Below are 23,694 nucleotides of genomic sequence, written 5' to 3' on the forward strand. Positions count from 1 at the left end.
TGAAGTAAAGAAGGTACTTGAACCGCACTGGCTGACTAAAAACCACGATGAACGGCAGAAGTCTGAACGGCGGCTGTATAAGTCACAGATAAACGATTCGCCCACCGGTTTTTCATATTCCTTTCACAAAAACCGGCATAGCCTTAGTTCCCATAGGTGCGGTACCGGCTATGCCCAACCTGCCGGGCAAATCGTGAAAAGTCAATCAATCGCCGACGTCATGCTTTTTGCCAAGTTATTGATGCAAGGTCAGTTTTCTGTGTCTGCGCTGAGGCTGGATCGAATAACTGCGTGAATCCATCCTTTATTTTCTTGTAAATGAGGTGCCCATGAGTCAGGCGTTTCTCCCCTTCTCCCGCCCAAGTATTGGCGATGAGGAAATTGCCGCTGTCGAGCAAGTATTGCGCTCGGGCTGGATCACCACCGGGCCGAAAAACCAGGCACTCGAAGAGCAGTTTGCACAATACGTGGGTTGCAAACATGCGGTGGCCTTGTCTTCGGCCACCGGCGGTATGCATATCACGTTGCTGGCCCTGGGCATCGGCCCGGGCGACGAAGTCATCACCCCGTCGCAGACCTGGGTCTCGACTGCCAACATGATCTCCCTGCTAGGTGCCAAACCGGTGTTCGTCGATGTCGATCGCGACACGCTGATGACCGACGCCGCGCGCATCGAAGCGGCCATTACTCCTCGGACCAAGGCGATTATTCCGGTGCACTACGCCGGCGCCGCGTTCGATCTCGATCCGCTGTACGCCCTGGCTGACAAGCACGGCATCGCGGTCATCGAAGACGCCGCTCACGCTGCCGGCACTCGCTACAAGGGGCGTCACGTCGGTTCGCAAGGCACGGCGATTTTCTCCTTCCACGCAATCAAGAACATGACCTGTGCCGAAGGTGCGATGTTCGTCACCGACGATGAAGCCCTGGCCAGCCGTGTGCGCATGCTCAAGTTCCACGGTCTGGGCGTTGACGCCTATGACCGTCTGACCGGTGGCCGCAAACCGCAGGCGCAAGTCATGGAGCCGGGCTTCAAGTACAACCTGGCCGACATCAACGCCGCGATTGCCCTGGTGCAGTTGCAGCGTCTGGACGACATCAACGCCCGCCGCACCGAGTTGGCCACCACCTATTTGCAAAAACTCGAAGGCCTGCCGGTGCAACCGCTGGCCCTGCCCGCCTATGCCCAGCAACACGCCTGGCACTTGTTCATCCTGCGCATCGACAACGAGCGCTGCGGCATGGACCGCGAAGCCTTCATGAAGGCGTTGCAGGATCAGGGCATCGGCACTGGCATCCATTTCATCGCCACCCACCTGCACACCTGGTACCGCCAGCGTGACCCCGACCTCTACCTGCCCGACACCGAATGGAACTCGGCGCGGCTGTGTTCGATTCCGCTGTTCCCCGACATGACCGGTCAAGACCTTGACCGGGTGGTCGGTGCCATCGCACAAACCCTGGAAAACCGCCTGTGAAACCTTATCCAATCCGTAGCGTGTCGATCGTCATCCCGATCTACAACGAACAGGAAAGCCTGCCCGAGCTGCTGCGTCGTACCGAGGCAGCCTGCCGCCAGTTGCATCACGATTTCGAAATCGTGCTGGTCGACGACGGCAGCCGCGACGAATCGGCAAACCTGCTCGAAGAAGCCGCCGGGCGTGAAAACAGTCCGTTCGTGGCGGTCATTCTCAACCGCAACTATGGTCAGCACGCCGCGATCATGGCCGGTTTCGAACAGTGCAAGGGCGACGTGGTGATCACCCTCGACGCCGACCTGCAGAACCCGCCGGAAGAAATTCCACGGCTGGTGGCCGAGGCCGCAAAAGGTTACGACGTGGTCGGCACCGTGCGCGGCAACCGTCAGGATTCCGCCCTGCGCCGCTACCCGTCGAAGCTGATCAACCTCGCCGTGCAACGCTCCACGGGCGTTGCCATGAGCGACTACGGCTGCATGCTGCGCGCCTACCGCCGCACCATCATCGACGCGATGCTCGCCTGCCGCGAACGCAGCACGTTCATCCCGATTCTGGCCAACAGCTTCGCCCGTCACACCACCGAAATCGTTGTAGCCCACGCTGAGCGTGAACACGGCGACTCGAAATACAGCCCGATGCGTCTGATCAACCTGATGTTCGATCTGGTCACCTGCATGACCACCACCCCGTTGCGTCTGCTGAGCATCGTCGGCTTCGCCATGGCCGGGCTGGGCGTGCTGTTCGCGATTGCGCTGATCGCCCTGCGCCTGACCTTCGGTGCCGGTTGGGCCGGTGACGGCATGTTCGTGCTGTTCGCCGTGCTGTTCGTGTTTACCGGTGGCCAGTTCATCGGCATGGGCCTGCTGGGTGAATACCTGGGCCGCATGTACAGCGATGTGCGCGCCCGTCCACGTTTCTTCATTGAAAAGGTGTTGCGTAACCAACCGGCCCATCCGGCGCCTGCCATCACCGTTGATGGTCTTTCTTCTACTTCCTCTACTCCCGATCAGGTGCTCTCATGAGTGCAAAAACTGTTGTTTTCGCTTACCACGATATTGGTTGCACCGGCATCGAAGCCTTGCTCAACAGCGGCTATGACATTGCAGCCGTGTTCACTCACGCCGATGATCCGAAAGAGAACGCGTTCTACGCGTCGGTTGCACAACTGTGCGCCAGCAAAGGCATCCCGGTGCATGCCCCGGAAGACGCCAACCATCCGCTGTGGATCGAGCGCATCGCCAAGCTCGACCCGGACTATATTTTCTCCTTCTATTACCGCCACCTGCTGAGCGAACCACTGCTGGCCCTGGCCAAAAAAGGCGCGTTCAACCTGCACGGCTCGTTGCTGCCACGTTATCGCGGTCGTGCTCCGGCGAACTGGGTGCTGGTCAACGGCGAAACCGAAACCGGTGTCACCCTGCACCGCATGGTCAAACGCGCTGACGCCGGGGCCATCGTTGCCCAGCATCGCGTTGCCATCGAACGCAGCGACACCGGCCTGAGCCTGCACGGCAAATTGCGCACGGCTGCCAGCGACCTGCTGCGCGACATCCTGCCGAGCATGCTGCAAGGCAACATCACTGAAACCCCGCAGGACGAATCGCAAGCCACCGTGTTCGGTCGCCGCACCCCGGCAGACGGCAAACTGGTCTGGGCCAAACCCGCCGAAGAACTGTTCAACCTGGTGCGTGCCGTGACCCGCCCATACCCCGGCGCGTTCTGCGCCGTGGGCGAGCACAAACTGATCGTCTGGAGTGCAGAGGTTGTCGGGGGCAACGAAGGCCAGGCGCCGGGCCGCGTGATCAGCGTTGATCCGCTGCGCATTGCCTGCGGTCAGGATTCGCTGGTGATCAACGCCGGTCAGCGCAACGACAACGGTCTGTATCTGAGCGGCCCGCAACTGGCCAACGAACTGGGGCTGGTCGATGGCTCGCTGCTGCGCGGCGCTGAATCCGGTCGTGCGCCACGTCGCACTCGTGTGCTGATTCTGGGGGTCAACGGCTTCATCGGTAACCACTTGTCCGAGCGCCTGCTGCGTGACGATCGCTACGAAGTCTATGGCCTGGACATCGGCTCCGACGCCATCGACCGCCTGCGCAGCCACCCGCACTTCCACTTCGTCGAAGGCGACATCAGCATTCACTCCGAGTGGATCGAGTACCACATCAAAAAGTGCGACGTGGTCCTGCCGCTGGTGGCCATCGCCACCCCGATCGAATACACGCGCAACCCGCTGCGCGTATTCGAACTGGACTTCGAAGAAAACCTGAAACTGGTGCGCTACTGCGTCAAGTACAACAAGCGCGTGATCTTCCCGTCGACTTCGGAAGTCTATGGCATGTGCCAGGACAAGAACTTCGACGAAGACAGCTCGAACCTGATTGTCGGCCCGATCAACAAGCAGCGCTGGATCTACTCGGTCTCCAAGCAACTGCTGGACCGCGTGATCTGGGCTTACGGCGCCAAGGGCCTGAACTTCACCCTGTTCCGTCCGTTCAACTGGATGGGCCCGCGCCTGGATCGTCTGGATTCGGCGCGTATCGGCAGCTCCCGCGCCATCACCCAGTTGATCCTCAACCTGGTAGAAGGCACGCCGATCCGTCTGTTCGACGGCGGCGAGCAGAAGCGTTGCTTCACCGACATCGCTGACGGCGTCGAGGCACTGGCGCGCATCATCGATAACGACAACGACGTCTGCAACGGCCAGATCATCAACATCGGCAACCCGGACAACGAAGCCAGCATCCGTCAGTTGGGCGAAGAGCTGCTGCGTCAGTTCGAAGCACACCCGCTGCGCCACAACTTCCCGCCGTTCGCCGGTTTCCGCGACGTGGAAAGCAAGGCGTTCTACGGTGCCGGTTACCAGGACGTCGAACACCGCAAGCCAAGCATTGCCAACGCCAAGCGCCTGTTGAACTGGGAGCCGGGCGTGGAAATGCGCGAGACCATCGGCAATACCCTGGATTTCTTCCTGCGTGAAGCCATGCTCGAAATCGCGGACAAGCAATAATGCAGGCAGGTCTTCGTATCGACGTCGACACCTACCGTGGCACCCGGGAAGGTGTGCCGCGGCTGCTGGAAATGCTCGACGAGGCGCAGGTCAAGGCAACGTTTTTCTTCAGTGTCGGCCCGGACAACATGGGCCGGCATCTGTGGCGCCTGATCCGCCCGCAGTTCCTCTGGAAAATGCTCCGTTCCAACGCTGCCGGCCTGTACGGCTGGGACATTCTGCTGGCCGGCACCGCCTGGCCGGGCAAACCGATTGGCCGTGATCTCGGGCACCTGATGCGTCAGGCCCGGGACGCCGGTCACGAAATCGGCCTGCACGCCTGGGATCACCATGGCTGGCAGGCCAATGCCGGACGCTGGAGCGACGCGCAACTGATCGAACAGATCCGGCGCGGCGTCGACACCTTGAGCGACATCCTCGGCGAAAAGATCCAGTGTTCGGCCGCCGCCGGTTGGCGTGCGGACGAGCGTGTGATCGAGGCCAAGCAGACTTTCGGCTTGCGCTACAACAGCGATTGCCGTGGGCAAAGCCTGTTCCGTCCGCTGCTGGCGGACGGCACGCCGGGCACCCCGCAGATTCCGGTGGATCTGCCGACCTTCGACGAAGTCGTCGGCCCGCGCGTGGCCGCGAAGGACTTCAACGCCTTCATCCTCGACCGCTTCCGGCCGCAAGCACTCAACGTCTACACCATTCATGCCGAAGTCGAAGGGATTCTGATGGCTCAGGATTTTCGTCAATTGCTGGCCGATGCACGCCAGCGCCACATTGACTTCCAGCCCTTGGGCGACTTGTTGCCCGAGTATTTCAATACCTTGCCCGTGGGCCGTGTACAACGTGGCGCGCTCGAAGGCCGTGAAGGCTGGCTGGGAGTGCAAGGCGCATGACCAGACGCTGGGCACTGCCGCTGTTGGTGGGTTTCTGTCTGCTGGCCTATCTGTTGCCGTTGAGCAGCCATGGTCTGTGGATCCCCGACGAAACCCGTTACGCACAGATCAGCCAGGACATGCTGCTCAGTGGCAATTGGGTGTCGCCGCATTTCATGGGCTTGCGTTATTTCGAGAAACCGATTGCCGGCTACTGGATGATCGCCCTCGGCCAGGAATTGTTCGGGCAGAACCTGTTCGGCGTGCGCTTCGCCTCGGCCCTCAGCACGGCTTTGAGTGTGCTGCTGGCCTACCTGATTGCGCGCAGGCTGTGGAACGACCCGCGCAAGAGCTTCGTCTGCGCCCTGCTCTACATGAGCTTCACGGTGGTTGCCGGTCAGGCCGGGTACGCCAACCTTGATCCGCAGTTCACCTTTTGGGTCAACCTGAGCCTGGTGGCGCTGTGGTTTGCGCTCGACAGCCGCAGCACCGGGCAACGGCTGGGCGCCTGGGCGCTGCTGGGGCTGGCCTGCGGCATGGGCTTCATGACCAAGGGCTTTCTCGCCTGGTTGCTGCCGGTACTGATCGCGTTGCCGTGGATGCTTTGGCAAAAACGCTGGCGCGAACTGCTGGTGTTCGGTCCGGTGGCGGTCGCCATCGCGCTCATCGTCAGCCTGCCGTGGGTACTGGCGGTGCATGCACAGGAACCGGATTACTGGCGGTTCTTCTTCTGGCACGAACACATTCGGCGCTTTGCCGGTGACGATGCACAGCACGACGCGCCATGGTGGTTCTACCTGCCACTGCTGGTGGCGTTCAGTCTGCCGTGGGTGGGCCTGTTGCCGACCACGTTCAGGCAAGCCTGGCAAACCCGGGCCGAGCCGAACATGGTCTTCCTGCTGTTGTGGCTGCTGCTGCCGCTGGTTTTTTTCAGCCTGAGCAACGGCAAGCTGCCGACCTACATCCTGCCGTGCCTGTTACCGATGGCGTTGCTGCTGGGCAATGCGCTGGCCGATCGCTTGCGTCTGGAGCAAGGTCGGGCGCTGGCGATCAATGGCTTGCTGAACCTGCTGCTGGGTGTGCTCACGCTGATTGCACTGGTTTACCTGCAACTGAACCAACCGGTGTACGACCACGAACTGCACAGCCTGGTGTTGGTGTTCATCGCCCTGATCGGCTGGATCATCGCCAACCTGGCGCAAGCGTTCCTGCCGCTGCAATGCTGGGCGGCACCGGCGCTGGGCAGCCTGTTGCTGGTGGGGATCCTGCCGGCCGCATTGCCCGAGTCGGTGGTGGCCAACAAAACCCCGGATCAGTTCATCCGGCAGCACGTCACCGAGCTGTCTGGCGCCACGCATCTGCTGAGTAATGATCTGGGCGCCGCAGCGGCACTGGCCTGGCGCATGAAAGACCCGCAGGTCGCGCTGTACAACACGGTCGGCGAGCTCAAGTACGGACTTTCCTACCCGCAAGGCGCAGCACGCCGAATTACCAAGGACACCGTTCAACAATGGGTACGTGACGCGCGCCGCAGCGGCTCGGTGGGTGTGCTGATGCGCGTCAAGGGACAGGGCGAACTCGAAGAGCTGGACCTGTTGCCCAAGGACGGTATCCGTTACGAGTCGGGCAATCTGGTGATCATGGTGCTGCCGGAGGATCCGGCATGAGCTGGTTTTTGTTACTGACGGCGTGCCTGCTGACCTGTCTGGGGCAAGTCGCGCAGAAATTCGCCGTGGAGAGCTGGCGCGGCGTCGCTTCGTCGTGGGCCGACAAACTGCGTTCGCCGTGGTTGTGGCTGGCGCTGGTTTCGCTCGGCGCCGGGCTGCTGGTCTGGCTGCTGGTGTTGCAACGCCTTGAAGTGGGCATCGCTTACCCGATGCTCAGCCTCAATTTCGTGCTGATTACCCTGATCGCCCGCTTCATCTTTCGCGAACCCATCGACCGTCGGCATTGGCTGGGCGTGGCGCTGGTGATCGGCGGCGTGGTTCTGCTGGGGCAACCGTCATGAACCAGGCGCAAGGTATCGGTTTCGCTCTCGCCAGCGTGGGGCTGGTCAGCAGTGCCCAACTGGGCATGCGCTGGAGCATGACGCGCCTGCCGCAGCCGGAACAATGGCTGGCAGCGCTGAGCGCCGGCCGTGTCGATCTGTCGGCATTGGCCGTGGTTGTGGCCGCGATTTTCGCCTACGCCCTGTCGATGCTCTGCTGGCTCGCGGCATTGCGCGATCTGCCGTTGGGGCGGGCTTATGCGCTGTTGAGCATCAGCTACGCGCTGGTATACCTGCTGGCGGCCAGCCTGCCGCTGTTCAACGAATCGTTCAGTTTCACCAAGTCGCTGGGCGTGGCACTGGTCATGCTCGGGGTTATCACTATTAACACTCGTCCCTCTCGTGCGCCCGAACTCAGGAGTGCTCCATGAAAATCACAGTTTTTGGTAGCGGTTATGTCGGTCTGGTGCAGGCCGCCGTGTTGGCCGAAGTCGGTCACGACGTCGTGTGCATGGACATCGATCAGAAGAAAGTCGACCTGCTGCGTCAGGGGCACGTCAGCATCTTCGAGCCGGGCCTGTCGAGCCTGGTGCGCGAAGGACTGGACTCCGGTCGCCTGCATTTCACGTGTGATGAAAAACTCGCAGTGCAACACGGTCGCGTCGCCTTTATCGCCGTGGGGACGCCGTCCACCGAGAATGGCTCGGCCGATCTGAAATATGTGCTGTCGGTGGGCGACGTCGTGGCGCGGCATCGGGAACAGCCGCTGATTCTGGTGGAGAAATCCACCGTGCCGGTCGGCACCGGCGACACCCTGCGTGCACACATTCAGGCCGCGCTGGACAAGGCCGGTCGAGCGTTGCGGTTCGATATCGTCTCCAACCCGGAATTCCTCAAGGAAGGTTCGGCGGTAGCCGATTGTCGTCGTCCCGATCGCATCGTCATTGGCTGTGAAGGTGACGACGTGCAAGACGTGATGCGCGACCTGTACTCGCCGTTCAACCGCAACCACGACCGCATCATGTTCATGGACCTGCGCAGCGCCGAGCTGACCAAATACGCCGCCAACTGCATGCTCGCAACCAAGATCAGCTTCATCAACCAGATCGCCGAACTGGCCGAGCACCTCGGGGCCGACATCGAGTCGGTGCGTCAGGGTATCGGTGCCGACTCGCGCATCGGTTATCACTTCATCTACCCGGGTTGCGGCTACGGCGGGTCGTGCTTCCCCAAAGACATGCGCGCGCTGATTCACAGCGCCGAGCAGGCGCACTGCTCCAGCGACCTGCTGCAAGCGGTCGAGGCAATCAACGAGCGGCAGAAGCACAAGTTGTTCGACCGCATCAATGCGTTCTACCAGGGTGACCTGCGCGGCAGGACCTTCGCCCTGTGGGGCCTGGCCTTCAAGCCGAACACCGACGACATGCGTGACGCACCAAGTCGCGTACTGCTCGAATCGCTGTTCGCCGCCGGTGCCCATGTTCGTGCGTTTGACCCGGAAGCCATGCAGGAAACCCAGCATCTGTACCTGAACGAAGAAAAACTGATGCTGATGGGCACCCCTGAATCGGTGCTGGCCGGTGCCGATGCGCTGATCATCTGCACCGAATGGCAGCAGTTCAAGGCACCGGATTTCGACCTGATCCAGCAACGCCTGAAAGCCCCGGTAATCTTCGACGGGCGCAACCTGTACGACGCCGAGCGTCTGGCGCGCAATGGCTTCCAATACTTCCCGATCGGCCGTGGTGACTCACGCAAACTGCCGATGCCGCTGCAGCAGTGGTCTGACAAAGCGAAAGTCGCTTGATCAGCTTGTCGCCTGTCATCCGCCGGCAGTCCCTGATCGCAGGGCTGCTGGCACTGCTGCTGTTTATCGCCGGGGTTCACGGACAGGCGCCCGTTGGCTTCGATTCACGTTTCGTACTGTTTGCCCAAGAGATGTTGCGACACGGGCCAACGGTATTCCCGACCACTTACGGTGAGCCGTACGCCGACTATTCGGCGCTCTCGACCCTCTTCATCTGGTTGTTGGCGTTGCCCTTCGGCGCGATCAACACCCTGACGGCATGGCTGCCGAGCGCCATTGCCGGCGGTGTGATCGTGACGTTGATGTACCGCTTGCTGGCGGTGCATTCGCAGCGCTGGGCACTGATCAGCATTGCGTTGCTGATGCTCACCAGCACCTTTGTCACCGAAGTGCGCGCGGTGTCACAAGACCTGATGCTCGCCGCCGTGGCACTGTCGGTGTTTTACCTGGGCTACGCACACGACCACTTCGGTTCGCGCCGGCGCTGGCCGTTGATCTTTGTCCTGTTGTTGCTGGGCTTCGGGATTCGTGGGCCCATCGGTCTGGTGGTGCCAACCGGCATGCTCTGCAGTTACTACTTGCTCAATCGCGAGTGGCAACGCCTGTTGGTGTTCGGTGTGCTGGCGTCGATCCTGCTCGCCGCGTGCGTCGGCCTGCTGCTGTGGCTGGCCAGACTCAGTGGTGGCGAAGCGTTCCTGCAGGACGTGATCCGCATGCAATTCATGGGGCGCATGGACGGCAGTGAAGGCGTCAGCGGCTCGCTGTATTACTTCACCAGCTCCATGGGCAACTACGCGCTGGCGTATCCGCTGGCGATCCTGACGCTGGCCGCGACCTGGCTGAGCAAACCGCATCAGCGCGGGCCGGCCTTGCGTCTGGTGCAGTACTGCGCGGCCGCCGGGCTGATCGTGATGGTCGGCTTGTCGATTCCACAGGCAAAGAAGGCGCGTTACCTGCTGCCGATGTTGCCGATGGCGGCGATCATCGCCGCGTATCCGTTCCAGGTGCTGCATGGGCGGGTGTTCCGCGTATTGCGTGGGGTGATTCAAGGCATCTGGCTGGTGACGCCGGGGCTATTGATGGTGGCCCTGCTGGTTGCCAGGCGCCGCTTTCCCGAGCAACTCGACGGCATCACTGTGGTACTGATCGTACTTGGTGTTGTGCAATTGCTCGCGTTGTCGCGCTTGTTGATCCCGCGCTGGCGAGCCGAAGTGTTGGCGCTGTGCGCAGTGCTGGCGTTGTGGACGGTGTATGCCGCGGTGTTCGAACCAGTGGAGCGACGTCTGTACGACACGCAGACCTTCAGCCGCGCTGCCTTCACGCAGGTGCAACAGCACCCGGCGCCGCTGGTGCTGCACGGCATGGGCAAAGACGCCAAGGCGATCAAGTTCATGGTCAACGTCGAGCAGGATCTGCAACCGCAGTTCACCGAAACGGTGCAGCAACTCGAAGCCCTCAAGGGCCCGGCCTGGCTGATGATGGACAGCAAGGACCTGCAATCGCTGCAAGGTACCTCGCTGGCTGGCCTGCAACCGGTGCTGACGGGGCGTTTCGACAAGAACGATTACGTGCTGTTGTATCTCAAGCCCTTGTAGGAACTGATTGAGGCTGCGATCTTTTGCGCTTTCAGGAAAAAGATCGCAGCCTGCGGCAGCGCCTACAGGGACTTTTTACCATGAGTTTTGTTGTACGCCGGGCGCGGCAGAATGATGCCGCCGCCCTCCCCGCCATTGAACGCTCGGCCGCCGAACTGTTTCGCACAGATCCGACCCTCGCCTGGCTTGCCGACACCGACGTGGCCAGTGCCGCGCAACATCGTCAGGCCATCGACACAGCCCATGTCTGGGTCGCCGAAAACACCTCGGCGCAACTCGCCGGATTTATCCGCGCGCAGGATGTTGGCAAGCAACTGCACATTGAAGAGCTGTCGGTCAGCCTCGCGTTTCAGGGTCAGGGCGTAGGCCGTCGACTGATGCAGGCCACGATTGAACATGCCCGCCATCAACAAATGCGCGCCGTGACCCTGACCACGTTTTGTGACGTGCCGTGGAATGCGCCGTTTTATCAGCGGATGGGGTTTGTCGTGATCGCACCGGGTGAGCAGGAAGTGCATTTGCGAAATGCTCTGCAGAAAGAGATCGAGCATGGCTTTGCTGCCGAGCGACGCTGCGCCATGCGCCTGAGATTGCCCTGACAGGACAAATCCCTTGTAGGAGTGAGCCTGCTCGCGATAGCGTCCTGTCAGTCAACTGCGTTGGCGCCTGACACTCGGTATTCGCGAGCAGGCTCGCTCCCACAAGGTTTCTCATCATAAAAATAAGGACATTTGCACAGCCGTGGCCACCTACTCCCGCCTGATCCGCCGACTGATGATCACCTCGCTGAGCATCGTCATCAGCCGTGCCCTGATCAGTCCCCTGCTGACCCTGTTCCTCAGCAACAAACTGGGCCTCAACCCGCAGGACGTCGGGCTGCTGTTGGGCATCGCCGTGTTCAGCGCCACGCTGTTTTCGCTGTACGGCGGCTACATCATCGATCGTCTCGACAAGCGCCAGCTGTTGATCCTGACCATGCTTTCCAGCGGTGTCGGCCTGATGCTGCTGACCTTCGCGCAGAATCTGTACCTGGTCACGCTGGTGCTGATCATCAGTGAAACGGCGTCGGCACTGTTCCTGATCTGCTCCAAAGCGATGCTCAGTGAAAACCTGCCAGTCGGCCAGCGGGTCAAGGCGTTTTCGCTGAACTACACGCTGACCAACATTGGCTACGCCGTTGGCCCGATGATCGGCGTGGTGATTGCCGGGGTTCAGCCTTCTGCGCCGTTTATCGTCGCGGGGCTGATTGCCGCTGGCAGTGTTTTTCTGCTGCTGGGCGTCTCTCGCGAGTCCAGTCCGGTTGCGCCGGGCAGCCCGCCGCAGAGTTTCCTGAACACCCTGATCATCCTGAAAAACGACCGCACGATGATCCTGTTCACCCTCGGTTGCCTGCTCAGCACCCTGGTTCACGGGCGCTTCACCCTGTACCTGTCGCAATACCTGCTCGCGACTCACACCCAGCAACAGACCCTCGACACCATGGCCGCCCTGCTCGCCTGCAACGCGATCACGGTGATCCTGCTGCAATACCAGATCGGCCGCTTTCTCAAGCGCGAGCACCTGCGGTTCTGGATTGCCGGCGGCACCGCGCTGTTCATCGTCGGCCTGATCGGCTTCAGCCTGGCCGACAGTCTGGTCGGCTGGTGTGTGGCGATGTTCATCTTCACCCTCGGCGAGATGATCATTTACCCGGCGGATTTCCTCTTCGTCGACACCCTTGCACCCGAAGAGCTGCGCGGCAGTTACTACGGCGCGCAGAACCTCGCGGCGCTGGGCGGCGCGCTGAGCCCGGTGATGTGCGGGTTCCTGCTGATGCACACGCCGGCACCGAGCATGTTCTATGCCTTGAGCGCCTTGGCCGCGCTGGGTGGGTACTTGTGTTTTGTCAGTGGACGCCGCGTGGCGACAATTCAAAAATAATGCACTGAAACTGCATTTATATGAATTTGTCAGCATCGAATTTGCCCGGCACACTGTGCGTGTTCCTCCCCCAATAGTTGGAACGCTTCGAGGACTTTCCGAAACGGACAAGTCCTTTTTTTTGCCCCGAATTTACCGCAAGGACCCGATTCACATGCTCGCTCGCTGGTTGCCTGCCGCCATCAACACCCGCCCCACCGAATGGAGCCGCGCCGCGATCGGCATGGCCTTGGGCACTTTGTTCAGCGTCTGGGCGTGCAGTCAGGTGTTCGGTATCGAGGTCGCGTACCACCTGATCGGGCCGTTGGGCGCCTCGGCGGTGCTGCTGTTCGCCGTGTCCTCCGGCGCACTCGCGCAACCGTGGTCGATCATCGGCGGCTACCTGTGCGCCAGCGTTGTCGCACTGTTGGTGGCCCACGTGTTGGGCCGAACCCTCGGCAGCGCCTGCCTCGCGGCGGGCATGGCACTGATTCTGATGTGCTGGCTGCGTTGCCTGCATCCACCGGCCGGCGCCCTGGCGCTGACGCTGGTACTGGCCGATCCGGCTACCATCGCCATGGACTGGAAAGCCATGGAACCGGTGATGCTCGCCGCCGCCTGCATGCTGCTCAGCGCCCTGGCCTACAACAACCTGACGCGCATCCGCTACCCGAAACGCGCGGCCGAGCCAGCGCCGGCACTGGCGCCGGTGGATAGCCAAGCAATTACCGCTGAGGATTTGAAACTGGCACTGGCGGACATGGAAGCGTTTATCGACGTCACTCCCGAAGACCTTGAACAACTGATCCACGCCAGCGAACTGCACGCCAAGCGCCGCAGCATCGGTGAAGTTTTCACCCGTTAAGCACCTGACTCTTTGTGGCGAGGGAGCTTGCTCCCGCTCGGCTGCGCAGCAGTCGTAAACTCGCCGTGTCGGGCCGCTTCGCAGCCCGGCGGGAGCAAGCTCCCTCGCCACAAAGGCAATCCTCAACCTGCTGCAAAAACGCAAACTCCCCCTGCACATATCCCGGTTGTACACGGCAAATTTGCACTGTTACGATCCGTCAACGCTCGCGCGCGAGCTTCTCGAATAAAGACAATAAAAGCAGGGAGTTAGTGATGACTGCTCAGGCTTCATCCCCGCGGACGCCGTCCATGGATGCCACACCAGACGAAGTGCTGGCCGAGGTTCGCAATCACATCGGTCACCTGACCCTCAACCGCCCCGCCGGTCTCAATGCCATCACCCTCGACATGGTTCGTCAGTTGCAGCAGCAACTCGATGCCTGGGCGACTGACACCAACGTGCGTGCCGTTGTTTTGCGCGGTGCCGGTGAAAAGGCTTTTTGTGCCGGTGGCGATATCCGTTCGCTGTACGACAGCTTCAAAAGCGGCGATACGCTGCACGAAGATTTCTTTGTCGAGGAATACGCCCTCGACCTGACGCTTCATCATTACCGCAAACCGGTGCTGGCCTTGATGGACGGTTTCGTCCTCGGCGGCGGCATGGGCCTGGTGCAAGGTGCGGATCTGCGGGTGGTCACCGAAAAGAGCCGGCTGGCGATGCCGGAAGTGGCGATCGGTTATTTCCCCGATGTCGGCGGCAGCTATTTCCTCTCGCGGATTCCCGGTGAACTGGGGATCTATCTGGGCGTCAGCGGCGTGCAGATTCGTGCGGCCGATGCGTTGTATTGCGGGCTAGCTGACTGGTTCGTCGACAGCAGCCAACTGCCGAGCCTCGACGAACAACTCGACCACCTGGAATGGCGCGACACGCCGCTCAAGGATCTGCAGGGCCTGTTGGCGAAAAACGGCGTGCAAACCCTCGCCGATGCACCGCTGAAGAAACTGCGTCCGGCCATCGACCATTTCTTCGCCCTGCCGGACGTGCTGAGCATCGTCGAGCAACTGCGCGCGGTCACCGTCGCCGACAGCCATGAGTGGGCGACCGCCACTGCTGATCTGCTGCAGACCCGCTCTCCGCTGGCGATGGCCGTGACCCTGGAAATGCTCCGTCGCGGTCGGCACCTGAGCCTGGAACACTGTTTCGCCCTCGAACTGCATCTGGATCGCCAGTGGTTCGAACGCGGCGACCTGATCGAGGGTGTGCGCGCCCTGCTGATCGACAAAGACAAGACACCACGCTGGAACCCGCCGACCCTTGCTGCGCTGGACGCCGGGCATGTCGCGAGTTTCTTTCACGGTTTTACTGAGAGCGGGAGCTGAGCCATGCACGATCTCGAACTGACTGAAGAACAAGTGATGATCCGCGACATGGCCCGGGACTTCGCCCGTGGCGAAATCGCGCCGCATGCGCAAGCCTGGGAAAAGGCCGGCTGGATCGACGACGCGCTGGTGGCGAAGATGGGCGAACTCGGTTTGCTCGGCATGGTGGTGCCCGAGGAATGGGGCGGCACTTACGTCGATTACGTGGCCTACGCCTTGGCGGTGGAAGAAATCTCTGCCGGCGATGGCGCGACCGGCGCGTTCATGAGCATCCACAACTCGGTGGGCTGCGGGCCGGTATTGAATTACGGCAGCGAAGAACAGAAAAAGACCTGGCTGGCGGATCTCGCCAGTGGCCAGACGATTGGCTGCTTCTGCCTGACCGAACCGCAGGCCGGCTCCGAAGCGCACAACCTGCGCACCCGCGCCGAACTGCGCGACGGCCAGTGGCTGATCAACGGCGCCAAGCAATTCGTCAGCAATGGCAAACGGGCGAAACTGGCGATCGTGTTTGCGGTGACCGATCCGGATCTGGGCAAGAAAGGCATTTCCGCGTTCCTCGTACCGACCGATACCCCAGGCTTCATCGTTGATCGCACCGAACACAAAATGGGCATCCGCGCCTCCGATACCTGCGCAGTGACGCTGAATAACTGCAGCATTCCCGAGGCCAATCTGCTCGGCGAGCGCGGCAAGGGTCTGGCGATTGCCCTGTCCAACCTCGAGGGCGGCCGCATCGGCATCGCCGCGCAGGCCTTGGGCATCGCCCGGGCAGCGTTTGAAGCGGCGCTGGTGTATTCCCGCGATCGCATCCAGTTCGGCAAGCCGATCAACGAACACCAAAGCATCGCCAATCTGCTGGCCGACATGCACATGCGAATCAACGCGGCGCGCTTGATGATCCTGCACGCGGCGCGCCTGCGTACGGCGGGCAAACCGTGCCTGTCGGAGGCCTCACAGGCCAAGCTGTTCGCCTCGGAGATGGCCGAGAAAGTCTGCTCCTCGGCTATTCAGATTCATGGCGGGTATGGGTATCTGGAAGACTATCCGGTCGAGAAGTATTACCGCGATGCGCGGATTACCCAGATCTACGAAGGTTCGAGCGAGATTCAGCGGATGGTGATTGCGCGGGAGCTGAAGAACTACCCGTTGTAATGCCAAAAGCTTCGCGAGCAAGCCCGCTCCCACACTGGATTTGTGTACGACGCAGATCCAGTGTGGGAGCGGGCTTGCTCGCGAAGGCGTCAGTCAGCTCAGCGCATTATTTGCCCTGAAATTCCGGCGCACGCTTGGCGACAAACGCCGCCATGCCTTCCTTCTGATCCTGCGTGGCGAACGCCGCATGGAACACCCGGCGCTCGAAGCGCACGCCTTCAGTCAGGTTGACCTCAAAGGCACGGTTGACGCTTTCCTTGATCATCATCGCAATCGGCAACGACTTGCTGGCGATCACTGCGGCGACTTTCAACGCCTCGTCGAGCAGTTCATCGCTCGGCACGATCCGCGCAACGATGCCGCAGCGCTCAGCCTCCACCGCATCGATCATCCGCCCACTGAGGCACATTTCCATGGCCTTGGCTTTGCCCACGGCGCGGGTCAGGCGCTGGGTGCCGCCCATGCCCGGGAGCACGCCGAGGTTGATTTCCGGTTGGCCGAATTTGGCGTTGTCGCCGGCCAGAATGAAGTCGCACATCAGCGCCAGTTCGCAGCCGCCGCCAAGGGCGAAGCCGTTGACCGCAGCAATGATCGGCTTACGGCGGTTGGCCACGCGATCACTGTCGCTGAACAGGTCATCCATGTAGATCTGCGGGTAGGTCAGCTCGGCCATTTCCTTGATGTCGGCACCGGCGGCGAAGGCCTTCTTCGAACCGGTGATGACGATGCAGCCGATGTTCGCATCAGCCTCCAGCTCATCCAGGGCATGGTTCACTTCGCTGACCAGTTGCGCGTTCAGGGCGTTCAGCGCCTGTGGGCGGTTGAGGGTGATCAGGCCGACGCGGCCGTGGTTTTCCAGCAGAATCGTTTCGTAGCTCATACATGACTCCTGAATTTGTACCCTGTAGGAGCTGCCGCAGGCTGCGATCTTTTGATCTTGTTTTTTAACAATCAAAAGCAAAAGATCTCAGCCTGCGGCAGCTCCTACACAGGGTTGGGCTTAAAGGTTTCGTGAGATGACCATGCGCTGAATGTCGCTGGTGCCTTCGTAGATCTGGCACACGCGCACGTCGCGGTAGATGCGTTCCAGCGGAAAGTCGTTGAGGTATCCGTAACCGCCCAGCGTCTGCAACGCCATCGAGCAAACCTTCTCGGCCATTTCCGAAGCGAACAGCTTGGCCATCGAGGCCTCGACCAGTGCCGGTTGACCGCTGTCACGCAGGGCCGCGGCGTAGTGCACCATCTGCCGGGCGACGGCGATCTGCGTGGCCATGTCGGCCAGACGAAACGCCACGGCCTGGTGCTCAATGATCGGCTTGCCAAAGGTGTCGCGCTCACGGGCGTAATCGCGGGCCGCTTCGAACGCGGCGCGGGCCATGCCCACCGCTTGCGAGGCGATGCCGACGCGCCCGCCTTCAAGGTTGGCCAGGGCGATCTTGTAGCCCTCGCCCTCTTCGCCCAAGCGGTTGGCGACCGGCACTTTGACGTCTTCAAACAGAATCTGGCAGGTGTCCGACGCATGCTGGCCGAGCTTGTCTTCGACCCGCGCGACTTTGTAGCCCGGCGAATCGGTGGGCACGATGAACGCCGTGATGCCGCGTTTGCCGGCACTCGGATCGGTCACCGCAAACACGATCACGATCCCGGCGTTCTGCCCGGAAGTGATGAACTGTTTGCAGCCGTTGAGAACGTAATGATCGCCTTCCAGCCGTGCGCGGGTTTTCAGGCTGCTGGCGTCGGAACCGGCCTGTGGCTCGGTCAAGGCGAAGGCGCCGAGCATGGCGCCGTTGGCCAATGGCTTGAGGAAGCGTTCGCGCTGGTCGTCGTTGCCGAACTTGAGAATCGGCACACAGCCCACCGAGTTGTGCACGCTCATGATGGTCGAGCAGGCGCCGTCGCCGGCGGCGATTTCTTCCAGGGCCATGGCGTACGCAAGATAGCCGGTGTCACAGCCGCCCCACTGCTCCGGCACCAGCATGCCGAAGAAGCCCAGTTCGGCCATTTCGCCAATGGCTGCCCTGGGGAAACGATGCTCGCGATCCCACTCGGCGGCGAACGGTTTCAGCCGCTCCTCGGCGAACTGCCGGGCCATGTCGCGGATCTGGGTTTGGTCTTCGTTGGGAATCATTGTGAATCCTTAATTTAAGTCGACCCGCTTTCCCTTGTAGGAGTGAGCCTGCTCGCGATAGCGGTGGGTCATATAAATCTGTATTGACTGACACGACGCCATCGCGAGCAGGCTCACTCCTACAAAGGGATTGCGTGAATCAATAAACGCATTCCACGGCCATGGCCGTGGCTTCGCCGCCGCCAATGCAGATCGCCGCAATCCCGCGCTTCAGGTTTTTCTGGCGCAGGGCCGAGAGCAAGGTCACCAGAATCCGCGCGCCCGAGGCACCGATCGGATGGCCCAGCGCGCAGGCGCCGCCGTGCACGTTGAGCTTGTCGTGGGGGATTTCCAGGTGGGTCATCGCGGCCATCGCCACCACGGCGAACGCCTCGTTGATTTCAAACAGATCGACCTCGTTCAACGCCCAACCGGTCTTCTTCACCAGCTTCTTGATCGCGCCAATCGGCGCCACCGGGAACAGGCCCGGCGTGTCGGCAAACGCCGCGTGACCGTGAATCACCGCCAGCGGTTTGAGGCCGAGTTTCTGTGCTTGCGACTGGCGCATCAGCACCAGCGCCGCCGCGCCGTCGGAGATCGAGCTGGAGTTGGCCGCAGTCACCGTGCCGCCTTCGCGGAACGCCGGTTTCAGCGAGGCGACCTTGTCCAGTTTGGCTTTCGGCGGCTGCTCGTCGTTGCTGATCAGCACCTGCTCCTTGCCGACGGTCACGGTCAGCGGAACGATCTCGGCCTTGAAGCTGCCGTCCTCGATCGCCTGCTGGGCGCGGGTGGTCGAAGCGATGGCAAAGGCATCCTGGGCTTCGCGGCTGAAGTCGTTGGTTTCGGCGCAGTCTTCGGCGAAGGTGCCCATCAGCCGGCCCTTGTCGTAGGCGTCTTCGAGGCCGTCGAGGAACATCGAGTCGAGCACCCGGCCGTGGCCCATGCGGTAACCGGCGCGGGCACGATCCAGCAGATATGGCGAGTTGGACATGCTTTCCATGCCGCCGGCGATCACCACGTCGGCGCTGCCGGCCAGCAGCATGTCGTGGGCGAGAATGGTGGTTTCCATGCCCGAGCCGCACATCTTGTTGACCGTGGTGCAGCGCGTCGATTTATCCAGCCCGGCACCCAGTGCCGCCTGACGCGCCGGCGCCTGGCCGAGGCCGGCAGGCAATACGCAACCGAACAGCACTTCGTCGACCGCATCGCTGGCGACACCGGCGCGCTCAACCGCAGCCTTGATCGCGGCAGCGCCGAGTTGCGGTGCGGTGAGGCTTTTCAGTTCGCCCTGAAAACCGCCCATTGGGGTGCGGACGGCGCTGACGATAACGATCGGATCGTTGGAACTAGTCATGACAAATCCTCCTTACTTGGCGGCCATGCGCAAGGCGCCGTCGAGACGGATCACCTCACCGTTGAGCATGCTGTTTTCGATGATATGCCGAACCAGCGCGGCGTACTCGGCAGGTTTGCCAAGACGCGGCGGGAACGGCACGCCGGCGGCCAGCGACTCGCGCACTTCCGGGGTCATGCCGGCCATCATCGGCGTTTCGAAAATGCCCGGGGCAATGGTCATCACGCGGATGCCGAAGCGCGCCAGTTCACGCGCGGCTGGCAGGGTCAGGCTGGCGATCGCGCCTTTGGAGGCGGAATACGCGGCCTGACCGATCTGGCCGTCGAACGCCGCCACCGAGGCGGTGTTGATGATCACCCCGCGCTCGCCGTCGGCATTCGCCTCACTCTCGGCAATAGCCGCCGCAGCCAGACGCAGCATGTTGAAGCTGCCGATCAGGTTGACGTTGATCACCTGGGCAAAACTCGACAGCGCATGCGGGCCGTTCTTGCCGAGGATCTTTTCGCCACGGACGATACCGGCGCAGTTGACCAGACCGTTGAGGCTGCCAAAGGCTTTGAGCGTCGCCTGCACGGCGGCTTCGGCAGCGGCTTCATTGCTGATGTCGGCGACGACGCTTTGCGCGCCGAGGCGCTGGGCCTGAGCGGCAACGGCTTCGGCGTTCATGTCCACCAGCATCACTTTGGCGCCGGCGTTGACCAGCAATTCAGCGCTGGCCGCGCCCAGGCCGGAGGCGCCGCCGGTGACGATAAAAACCTTGTTCTCGATCTGCATGACTGACTTCCTGATTCAAGCTGAAACGTTATGCGCCGCAGCCTCTTGAGCCTTGGCGATTTCCTGGTTGCGCAAGATAAAGCGCTGCAATTTGCCGCTTGGGGTTTTCGGCAATTCGCTGACAAATTCGATTTCGCGCGGGTACGAATGCGCGGCCAGACGTTTGCGCACGTGTTGCCGCAACTCCTCGGCCAGCGCCGGTTCGGCGCGGTATTGCGGGTTGAGCACGACGAAGGCCTTGACCAGTTCGGTACGCTCCGGATCCGGCTTGCCGACCACGGCGGCTTCGACCACGGCCGGGTGCTCGATCAGCGCGCTTTCGACGTCGAACGGGCCGACGCGATACCCGGAGGTGGTGATTACGTCATCACTGCGGCCGACGAAGCTGATGCTGCCGTCCGGGTTCCACTCCACGGTGTCGCCGCTGAGGTAGTAATTGCCGACGAAAGCTTTGGTCGGCACGCCTTCGTAGCCGCCGAACCAGCACATCGGCGACTGGGTGCGATCGATGGCGAGAATGCCCGGCTGGCCGACACCGAGTTCGTTGTAATGTTCGTCGAGCACCACGATGCGATGGCCCGGCGAGGCGAAACCGGCGGCGCCGAGGTGGATCGGGTGCTGCAGACCGTGGTGGTTGCACAGAACCATGCCCAGTTCGGTCTGGCCGTAGTGATCGTGAATCACCACGCCGAGGTTGTCAGCGAACCAGCGGATCACTTCCGGGTTGAGCGGCTCGCCAGCGCTGCTGACGATGCGCAGCTTGCCCTTGATCGACTTGGCGAACTCGTTGCCGCCGGCAATCAACAGGCGATACGCGGTCGGCGAGCCAGTGAGGTTGGTGATGCCGTATTTGTTGATCACCCGGCAGGTGCTTTCGAGGGTGAACGGACCATCGTAAAAGGTGATCGGATGCCCTATCGCCATCGGCCCGGTGACGCCGAAATAGATGCCGTAGGCCCAGCCCGGATCGGCGACGTTCCAGAACGAATCTTCGGGGCGCAGATCCACCGCGTCGCGGGTGTAACTCTGGAACGCGACGATCGCCTTGAGCGGCACCGACAGTGCTTTTGACGGGCCGGTGGTGCCCGAAGTGAACATCAGCAGGAACGGGTCTTCGCCCGTCAGTAATACCGGTTCGCAGACGCTGGAATGATTAGGCAGCTCGGCCCAGAAACTGAAATCGCCACGGACGATGCCCTGGCCCTTGGCGCCGCCGACGGTGACGATGGTCGGGCATTCGCTGACTTCAGCGAGTTTCGGCCGGTTGACCGCGTCAGTGACCACCACTTTCGCGCCGGAACTGTTCAGGCGATGCTCGATGGCCTTGGGGCCGAATGCGGTGAACAGCGGCTGATACACCGCGCCAATACGCCAGGTGGCGAACACGGTGATGAGCAATTCGATGTTGCGTGGCAGCAGGCCGGCGACCTTGTCGCCCTTCTGCACGCCTTGTTCGAGAAGGAAATTGGCGAAACGCGCGGCTTTGTCTTGCAGCTCGCTGAAGGTGTACGTGGCGCTGGCGCCGTCGCGGCCCTCCCAGAACAGCGCAATACGCCCCGGCAACGCGTGGCGGTCGCAACATTCGACGCAGGCGTTGAGCGCCTCCAGCGTGCCGCTGAGCGCAGCGTCCACGGTGTGCTGATAGTTGAACTGTTCGGTGGCAGACAGGTAATCGCGCATTGCCAGAATCCCTCGGTGTTTTTATTAGGCTGGGAACCGTAAACAACACAGGGATAGTCGCGCTGCGGCGCGGAGGCGGCAATGGTCAAAGCCATCAAAGTGGCTGACTGGTTTGGCCAAGGTTCGCGAGATGTACAGGCTGGACTGACGCCTTCGGGAGCAAGCCCCCTCCCACAGGAGATTGCATTTCACAATGAGGGATCAGCCACAAAAGCAAGGGAGGCTGCAATCAAAGAAGGAATGCATTTCAAATGGTGGGCCACCTGGGCAAGCCAGGCAGGCTGCAGATCACAGGAACAATGCATTTCAAATGATGGCCACTTGGGCAAGCCAGGCAGGCTGAAAATTACAGGAACAATGCATTTCAAATGGTGGGCCACCTGGGCAAGCCAGGCAGGCTGCAGATCACAGGAACAATGCATTTCAAATGATGGCCACTTGGGCAAGCAAAATTACAGGAACAATGCATTTCAAATGTGGGAGGGGGCTTGCTCCCGAAGAGGCCTGATCAGGCTGCAAACATTCCGGATCAAACCGCTTCGTTGAGGATCAGCGTGCGGTAATGCCCCGGATTGGACCCCGACCACTTGCGAAACGCCTTGTAGAACGAACTCGCATCGGCAAACCCCAGCCGCGTGGCGATCTCGACGAAGCTGATCGACGGCTCCGCCAGCCAGGTGATCGCCAATTCCTTGCGCACGCTGTCCTTGAGGCCCTGATAGGTCTGCCCTTCCTCGGACAAACGCCGGCGCAGGGTCGAGGCGGACATGCACAGCTGCTGCGCCAGAGCCTCGGTCTCCGGCCACTGTTCGGCAGGTAGCTGCCGCAGATCCTGTTTGATCCGGCTGGCCAGGCTTTCGGGGTCGCGGTATTTCACCAGAATGTTCGCCGGCGCATGGGCCAGAAAGCGTTTCAGCTCTTCGGCCGTACGCTTGATCGGCAGGTCGAGGCAGTCGGCGGCGAAGATCATCCGCGTGCGTGGACGGTCGAAGCGCAGGTTTTCCGAGAACATCACCCGGTAGTCGTCGCAGAAATCCGGCTCGGCGCAGCGCAGCTCGATCGCCAGAATCGGGATCCGCCGCCCCGCCAGCCAGCAGGCGACGCCGTGGACGATCATCCAGTAGGTGAAATAGGTAAACGCCCGACGCGGTTCGGGGTCGTCTTCAAGCAGGACGATTTCCGCCAGACTTTGCTGATGCGCCAATTGCGCGGGCATTTTTTCCAGCATCAAGGAAAGAAAATTCAGGCCCATGCTCAGGCCGGCGGCCAGGGTCGGTTGCGCCATGGCGCTTCGACAAAGGAACTCAAGGCTGCCGGACTTGAGCTTGCGTGGATCCATGCCGAAGAACTCGTCATCACCGCGCCGGGCCAGCAAGCGCCAGAGTTTCGCGTATTGCGAGGCCGGCACCCGGCCCTCTGCGCCGTGCAGCAAGGCTGAATCGATACCGACCTTGTTCAAGACTTCATCCGTGGCCACGCCCGGGGCACAACTTTGCAGCAGTGCTTCACGCACCAGTTGCACGGCGATGGTGTCTTTTTCCGACATGGAGCGAGGCAGACCTTGTTGTTTTCGAGTGACCGGCATCTTAACGCAGGATGCGAATTCAACACGAATCCCCTGTAGGAGCTGCCGAAGGCTGCGATCTTTTGACTTTGATTTTTAAAAACAAGATCAAAAGATCGCAGCCTTCGGCAGCTCCTACAGGAGGAAGGTGCGGGGGCAAAAAACAGCTCGTTCAGCGAATGTTCAGGTAAATGT

At 61.4% G+C, this 23,694-nt stretch carries 21 protein-coding genes; 15 read left to right on the forward strand and 6 right to left on the reverse strand.

All coding sequences use genetic code 11. The features are described 5' to 3' along the window. Window positions 1–329 precede the first annotated feature (329 nt). From arnB to AC1RBR_RS13405, 14 genes are all read left to right on the forward strand, one after another. Entirely contained in the window at window positions 330–1,478 is a 1,149-nt protein-coding gene (arnB, locus tag AC1RBR_RS13340) for a UDP-4-amino-4-deoxy-L-arabinose aminotransferase (protein WP_253150599.1), read from the forward strand. Then, entirely contained in the window at window positions 1,475–2,500 is a 1,026-nt protein-coding gene (gene arnC / locus AC1RBR_RS13345; RefSeq protein WP_095135852.1) for an undecaprenyl-phosphate 4-deoxy-4-formamido-L-arabinose transferase, read from the forward strand. The genes arnB and arnC overlap by 4 nt, the downstream gene beginning before the upstream one ends. Next, complete coding sequence (arnA, locus tag AC1RBR_RS13350; protein ID WP_492564871.1) at window positions 2,497–4,488, forward strand: bifunctional UDP-4-amino-4-deoxy-L-arabinose formyltransferase/UDP-glucuronic acid oxidase ArnA; 1,992 nt, start codon at window positions 2,497–2,499, stop codon at window positions 4,486–4,488. The genes arnC and arnA overlap by 4 nt, the downstream gene beginning before the upstream one ends. After that, window positions 4,488–5,372, forward strand: a complete 885-nt coding sequence (gene arnD, locus AC1RBR_RS13355; RefSeq protein WP_492564873.1) for a 4-deoxy-4-formamido-L-arabinose-phosphoundecaprenol deformylase — start codon at window positions 4,488–4,490, stop codon at window positions 5,370–5,372. Before arnA ends, arnD begins: the two co-directional genes overlap by 1 nt. Beyond that, window positions 5,369–7,018, forward strand: a complete 1,650-nt coding sequence (arnT, locus tag AC1RBR_RS13360) for a lipid IV(A) 4-amino-4-deoxy-L-arabinosyltransferase (RefSeq protein ID WP_492564875.1) — start codon at window positions 5,369–5,371, stop codon at window positions 7,016–7,018. Before arnD ends, arnT begins: the two co-directional genes overlap by 4 nt. Next, complete coding sequence (arnE, locus tag AC1RBR_RS13365; protein ID WP_095135859.1) at window positions 7,015–7,359, forward strand: 4-amino-4-deoxy-L-arabinose-phosphoundecaprenol flippase subunit ArnE; 345 nt, start codon at window positions 7,015–7,017, stop codon at window positions 7,357–7,359. The genes arnT and arnE overlap by 4 nt, the downstream gene beginning before the upstream one ends. Beyond that, window positions 7,356–7,769: a 4-amino-4-deoxy-L-arabinose-phosphoundecaprenol flippase subunit ArnF gene (gene arnF, locus AC1RBR_RS13370; RefSeq protein WP_095135862.1), complete on the forward strand. Its 414-nt coding sequence runs from the start codon at window positions 7,356–7,358 to the stop codon at window positions 7,767–7,769. Before arnE ends, arnF begins: the two co-directional genes overlap by 4 nt. After that, the gene (locus AC1RBR_RS13375) at window positions 7,766–9,145 is read left to right on the forward strand and encodes a UDP-glucose dehydrogenase family protein (RefSeq protein ID WP_492564878.1); all 1,380 of its coding nucleotides are present in this window, start codon (window positions 7,766–7,768) and stop codon (window positions 9,143–9,145) included. The genes arnF and AC1RBR_RS13375 overlap by 4 nt, the downstream gene beginning before the upstream one ends. Beyond that, on the forward strand, window positions 9,142–10,740 hold the full coding sequence (locus tag AC1RBR_RS13380; RefSeq protein ID WP_492564879.1) for an ArnT family glycosyltransferase: 1,599 nt from the start codon (window positions 9,142–9,144) through the stop codon (window positions 10,738–10,740). The genes AC1RBR_RS13375 and AC1RBR_RS13380 overlap by 4 nt, the downstream gene beginning before the upstream one ends. Window positions 10,741–10,820: 80 nt before the next feature. Next, the gene (locus AC1RBR_RS13385; protein ID WP_492564881.1) at window positions 10,821–11,339 is read left to right on the forward strand and encodes a GNAT family N-acetyltransferase; all 519 of its coding nucleotides are present in this window, start codon (window positions 10,821–10,823) and stop codon (window positions 11,337–11,339) included. 142 nt (window positions 11,340–11,481) lie between these two features. After that, on the forward strand, window positions 11,482–12,660 hold the full coding sequence (locus tag AC1RBR_RS13390) for an MFS transporter (protein WP_253150613.1): 1,179 nt from the start codon (window positions 11,482–11,484) through the stop codon (window positions 12,658–12,660). Between the two features lie 154 nt (window positions 12,661–12,814). Beyond that, window positions 12,815–13,504, forward strand: coding sequence for an HPP family protein (locus AC1RBR_RS13395; RefSeq protein ID WP_492564883.1), 690 nt, complete (start codon window positions 12,815–12,817; stop codon window positions 13,502–13,504). Window positions 13,505–13,758: 254 nt separating this feature from the next. Beyond that, entirely contained in the window at window positions 13,759–14,865 is a 1,107-nt protein-coding gene (locus AC1RBR_RS13400) for an enoyl-CoA hydratase/isomerase family protein (RefSeq protein WP_492564884.1), read from the forward strand. A gap of 3 nt (window positions 14,866–14,868) precedes the next feature. Continuing rightward, complete coding sequence (locus AC1RBR_RS13405; RefSeq protein ID WP_492564886.1) at window positions 14,869–16,020, forward strand: acyl-CoA dehydrogenase family protein; 1,152 nt, start codon at window positions 14,869–14,871, stop codon at window positions 16,018–16,020. Window positions 16,021–16,126: 106 nt separating this feature from the next. On the opposite strand, the gene AC1RBR_RS13410 is transcribed toward AC1RBR_RS13405, so the two are convergent. The 5 genes from AC1RBR_RS13410 to AC1RBR_RS13430 all read right to left on the reverse strand — a co-directional run bounded on the left by AC1RBR_RS13410 (window position 16,127) and on the right by AC1RBR_RS13430 (window position 21,935). Beyond that, on the reverse strand, window positions 16,127–16,900 hold the full coding sequence (locus AC1RBR_RS13410) for an enoyl-CoA hydratase (RefSeq protein ID WP_492564888.1): 774 nt from the start codon (window positions 16,898–16,900) through the stop codon (window positions 16,127–16,129). Window positions 16,901–17,020: 120 nt separating this feature from the next. Beyond that, window positions 17,021–18,148: an acyl-CoA dehydrogenase gene (locus tag AC1RBR_RS13415; protein WP_492564889.1), complete on the reverse strand. Its 1,128-nt coding sequence runs from the start codon at window positions 18,146–18,148 to the stop codon at window positions 17,021–17,023. 139 nt (window positions 18,149–18,287) lie between these two features. Next, entirely contained in the window at window positions 18,288–19,481 is a 1,194-nt protein-coding gene (locus AC1RBR_RS13420) for an acetyl-CoA C-acyltransferase (protein ID WP_492564891.1), read from the reverse strand. A 12-nt stretch (window positions 19,482–19,493) separates the two neighbouring features. Then, window positions 19,494–20,255 carry an SDR family NAD(P)-dependent oxidoreductase gene (locus AC1RBR_RS13425; protein WP_096796067.1) on the reverse strand — a complete coding sequence of 254 codons (762 nt, stop codon included), beginning with the start codon at window positions 20,253–20,255 and terminating at the stop codon, window positions 19,494–19,496. Window positions 20,256–20,270: 15 nt separating this feature from the next. Then, complete coding sequence (locus AC1RBR_RS13430; protein WP_492564893.1) at window positions 20,271–21,935, reverse strand: AMP-binding protein; 1,665 nt, start codon at window positions 21,933–21,935, stop codon at window positions 20,271–20,273. Between the two features lie 81 nt (window positions 21,936–22,016). On the opposite strand from AC1RBR_RS13430, the gene AC1RBR_RS13435 reads away from it, so the two are divergent. Then, on the forward strand, window positions 22,017–22,481 hold the full coding sequence (locus AC1RBR_RS13435) for a hypothetical protein (RefSeq protein WP_492564894.1): 465 nt from the start codon (window positions 22,017–22,019) through the stop codon (window positions 22,479–22,481). On the opposite strand, the gene AC1RBR_RS13440 is transcribed toward AC1RBR_RS13435, so the two are convergent. Continuing rightward, window positions 22,465–23,481, reverse strand: coding sequence for an AraC family transcriptional regulator (locus AC1RBR_RS13440; protein WP_492564896.1), 1,017 nt, complete (start codon window positions 23,479–23,481; stop codon window positions 22,465–22,467). The genes AC1RBR_RS13435 and AC1RBR_RS13440 overlap by 17 nt on opposite strands. Between the last annotated feature and the right edge of the window lie 213 nt (window positions 23,482–23,694).

Source organism: Pseudomonas sp. GW823-FHT01D03 (genome assembly GCF_058798255.1).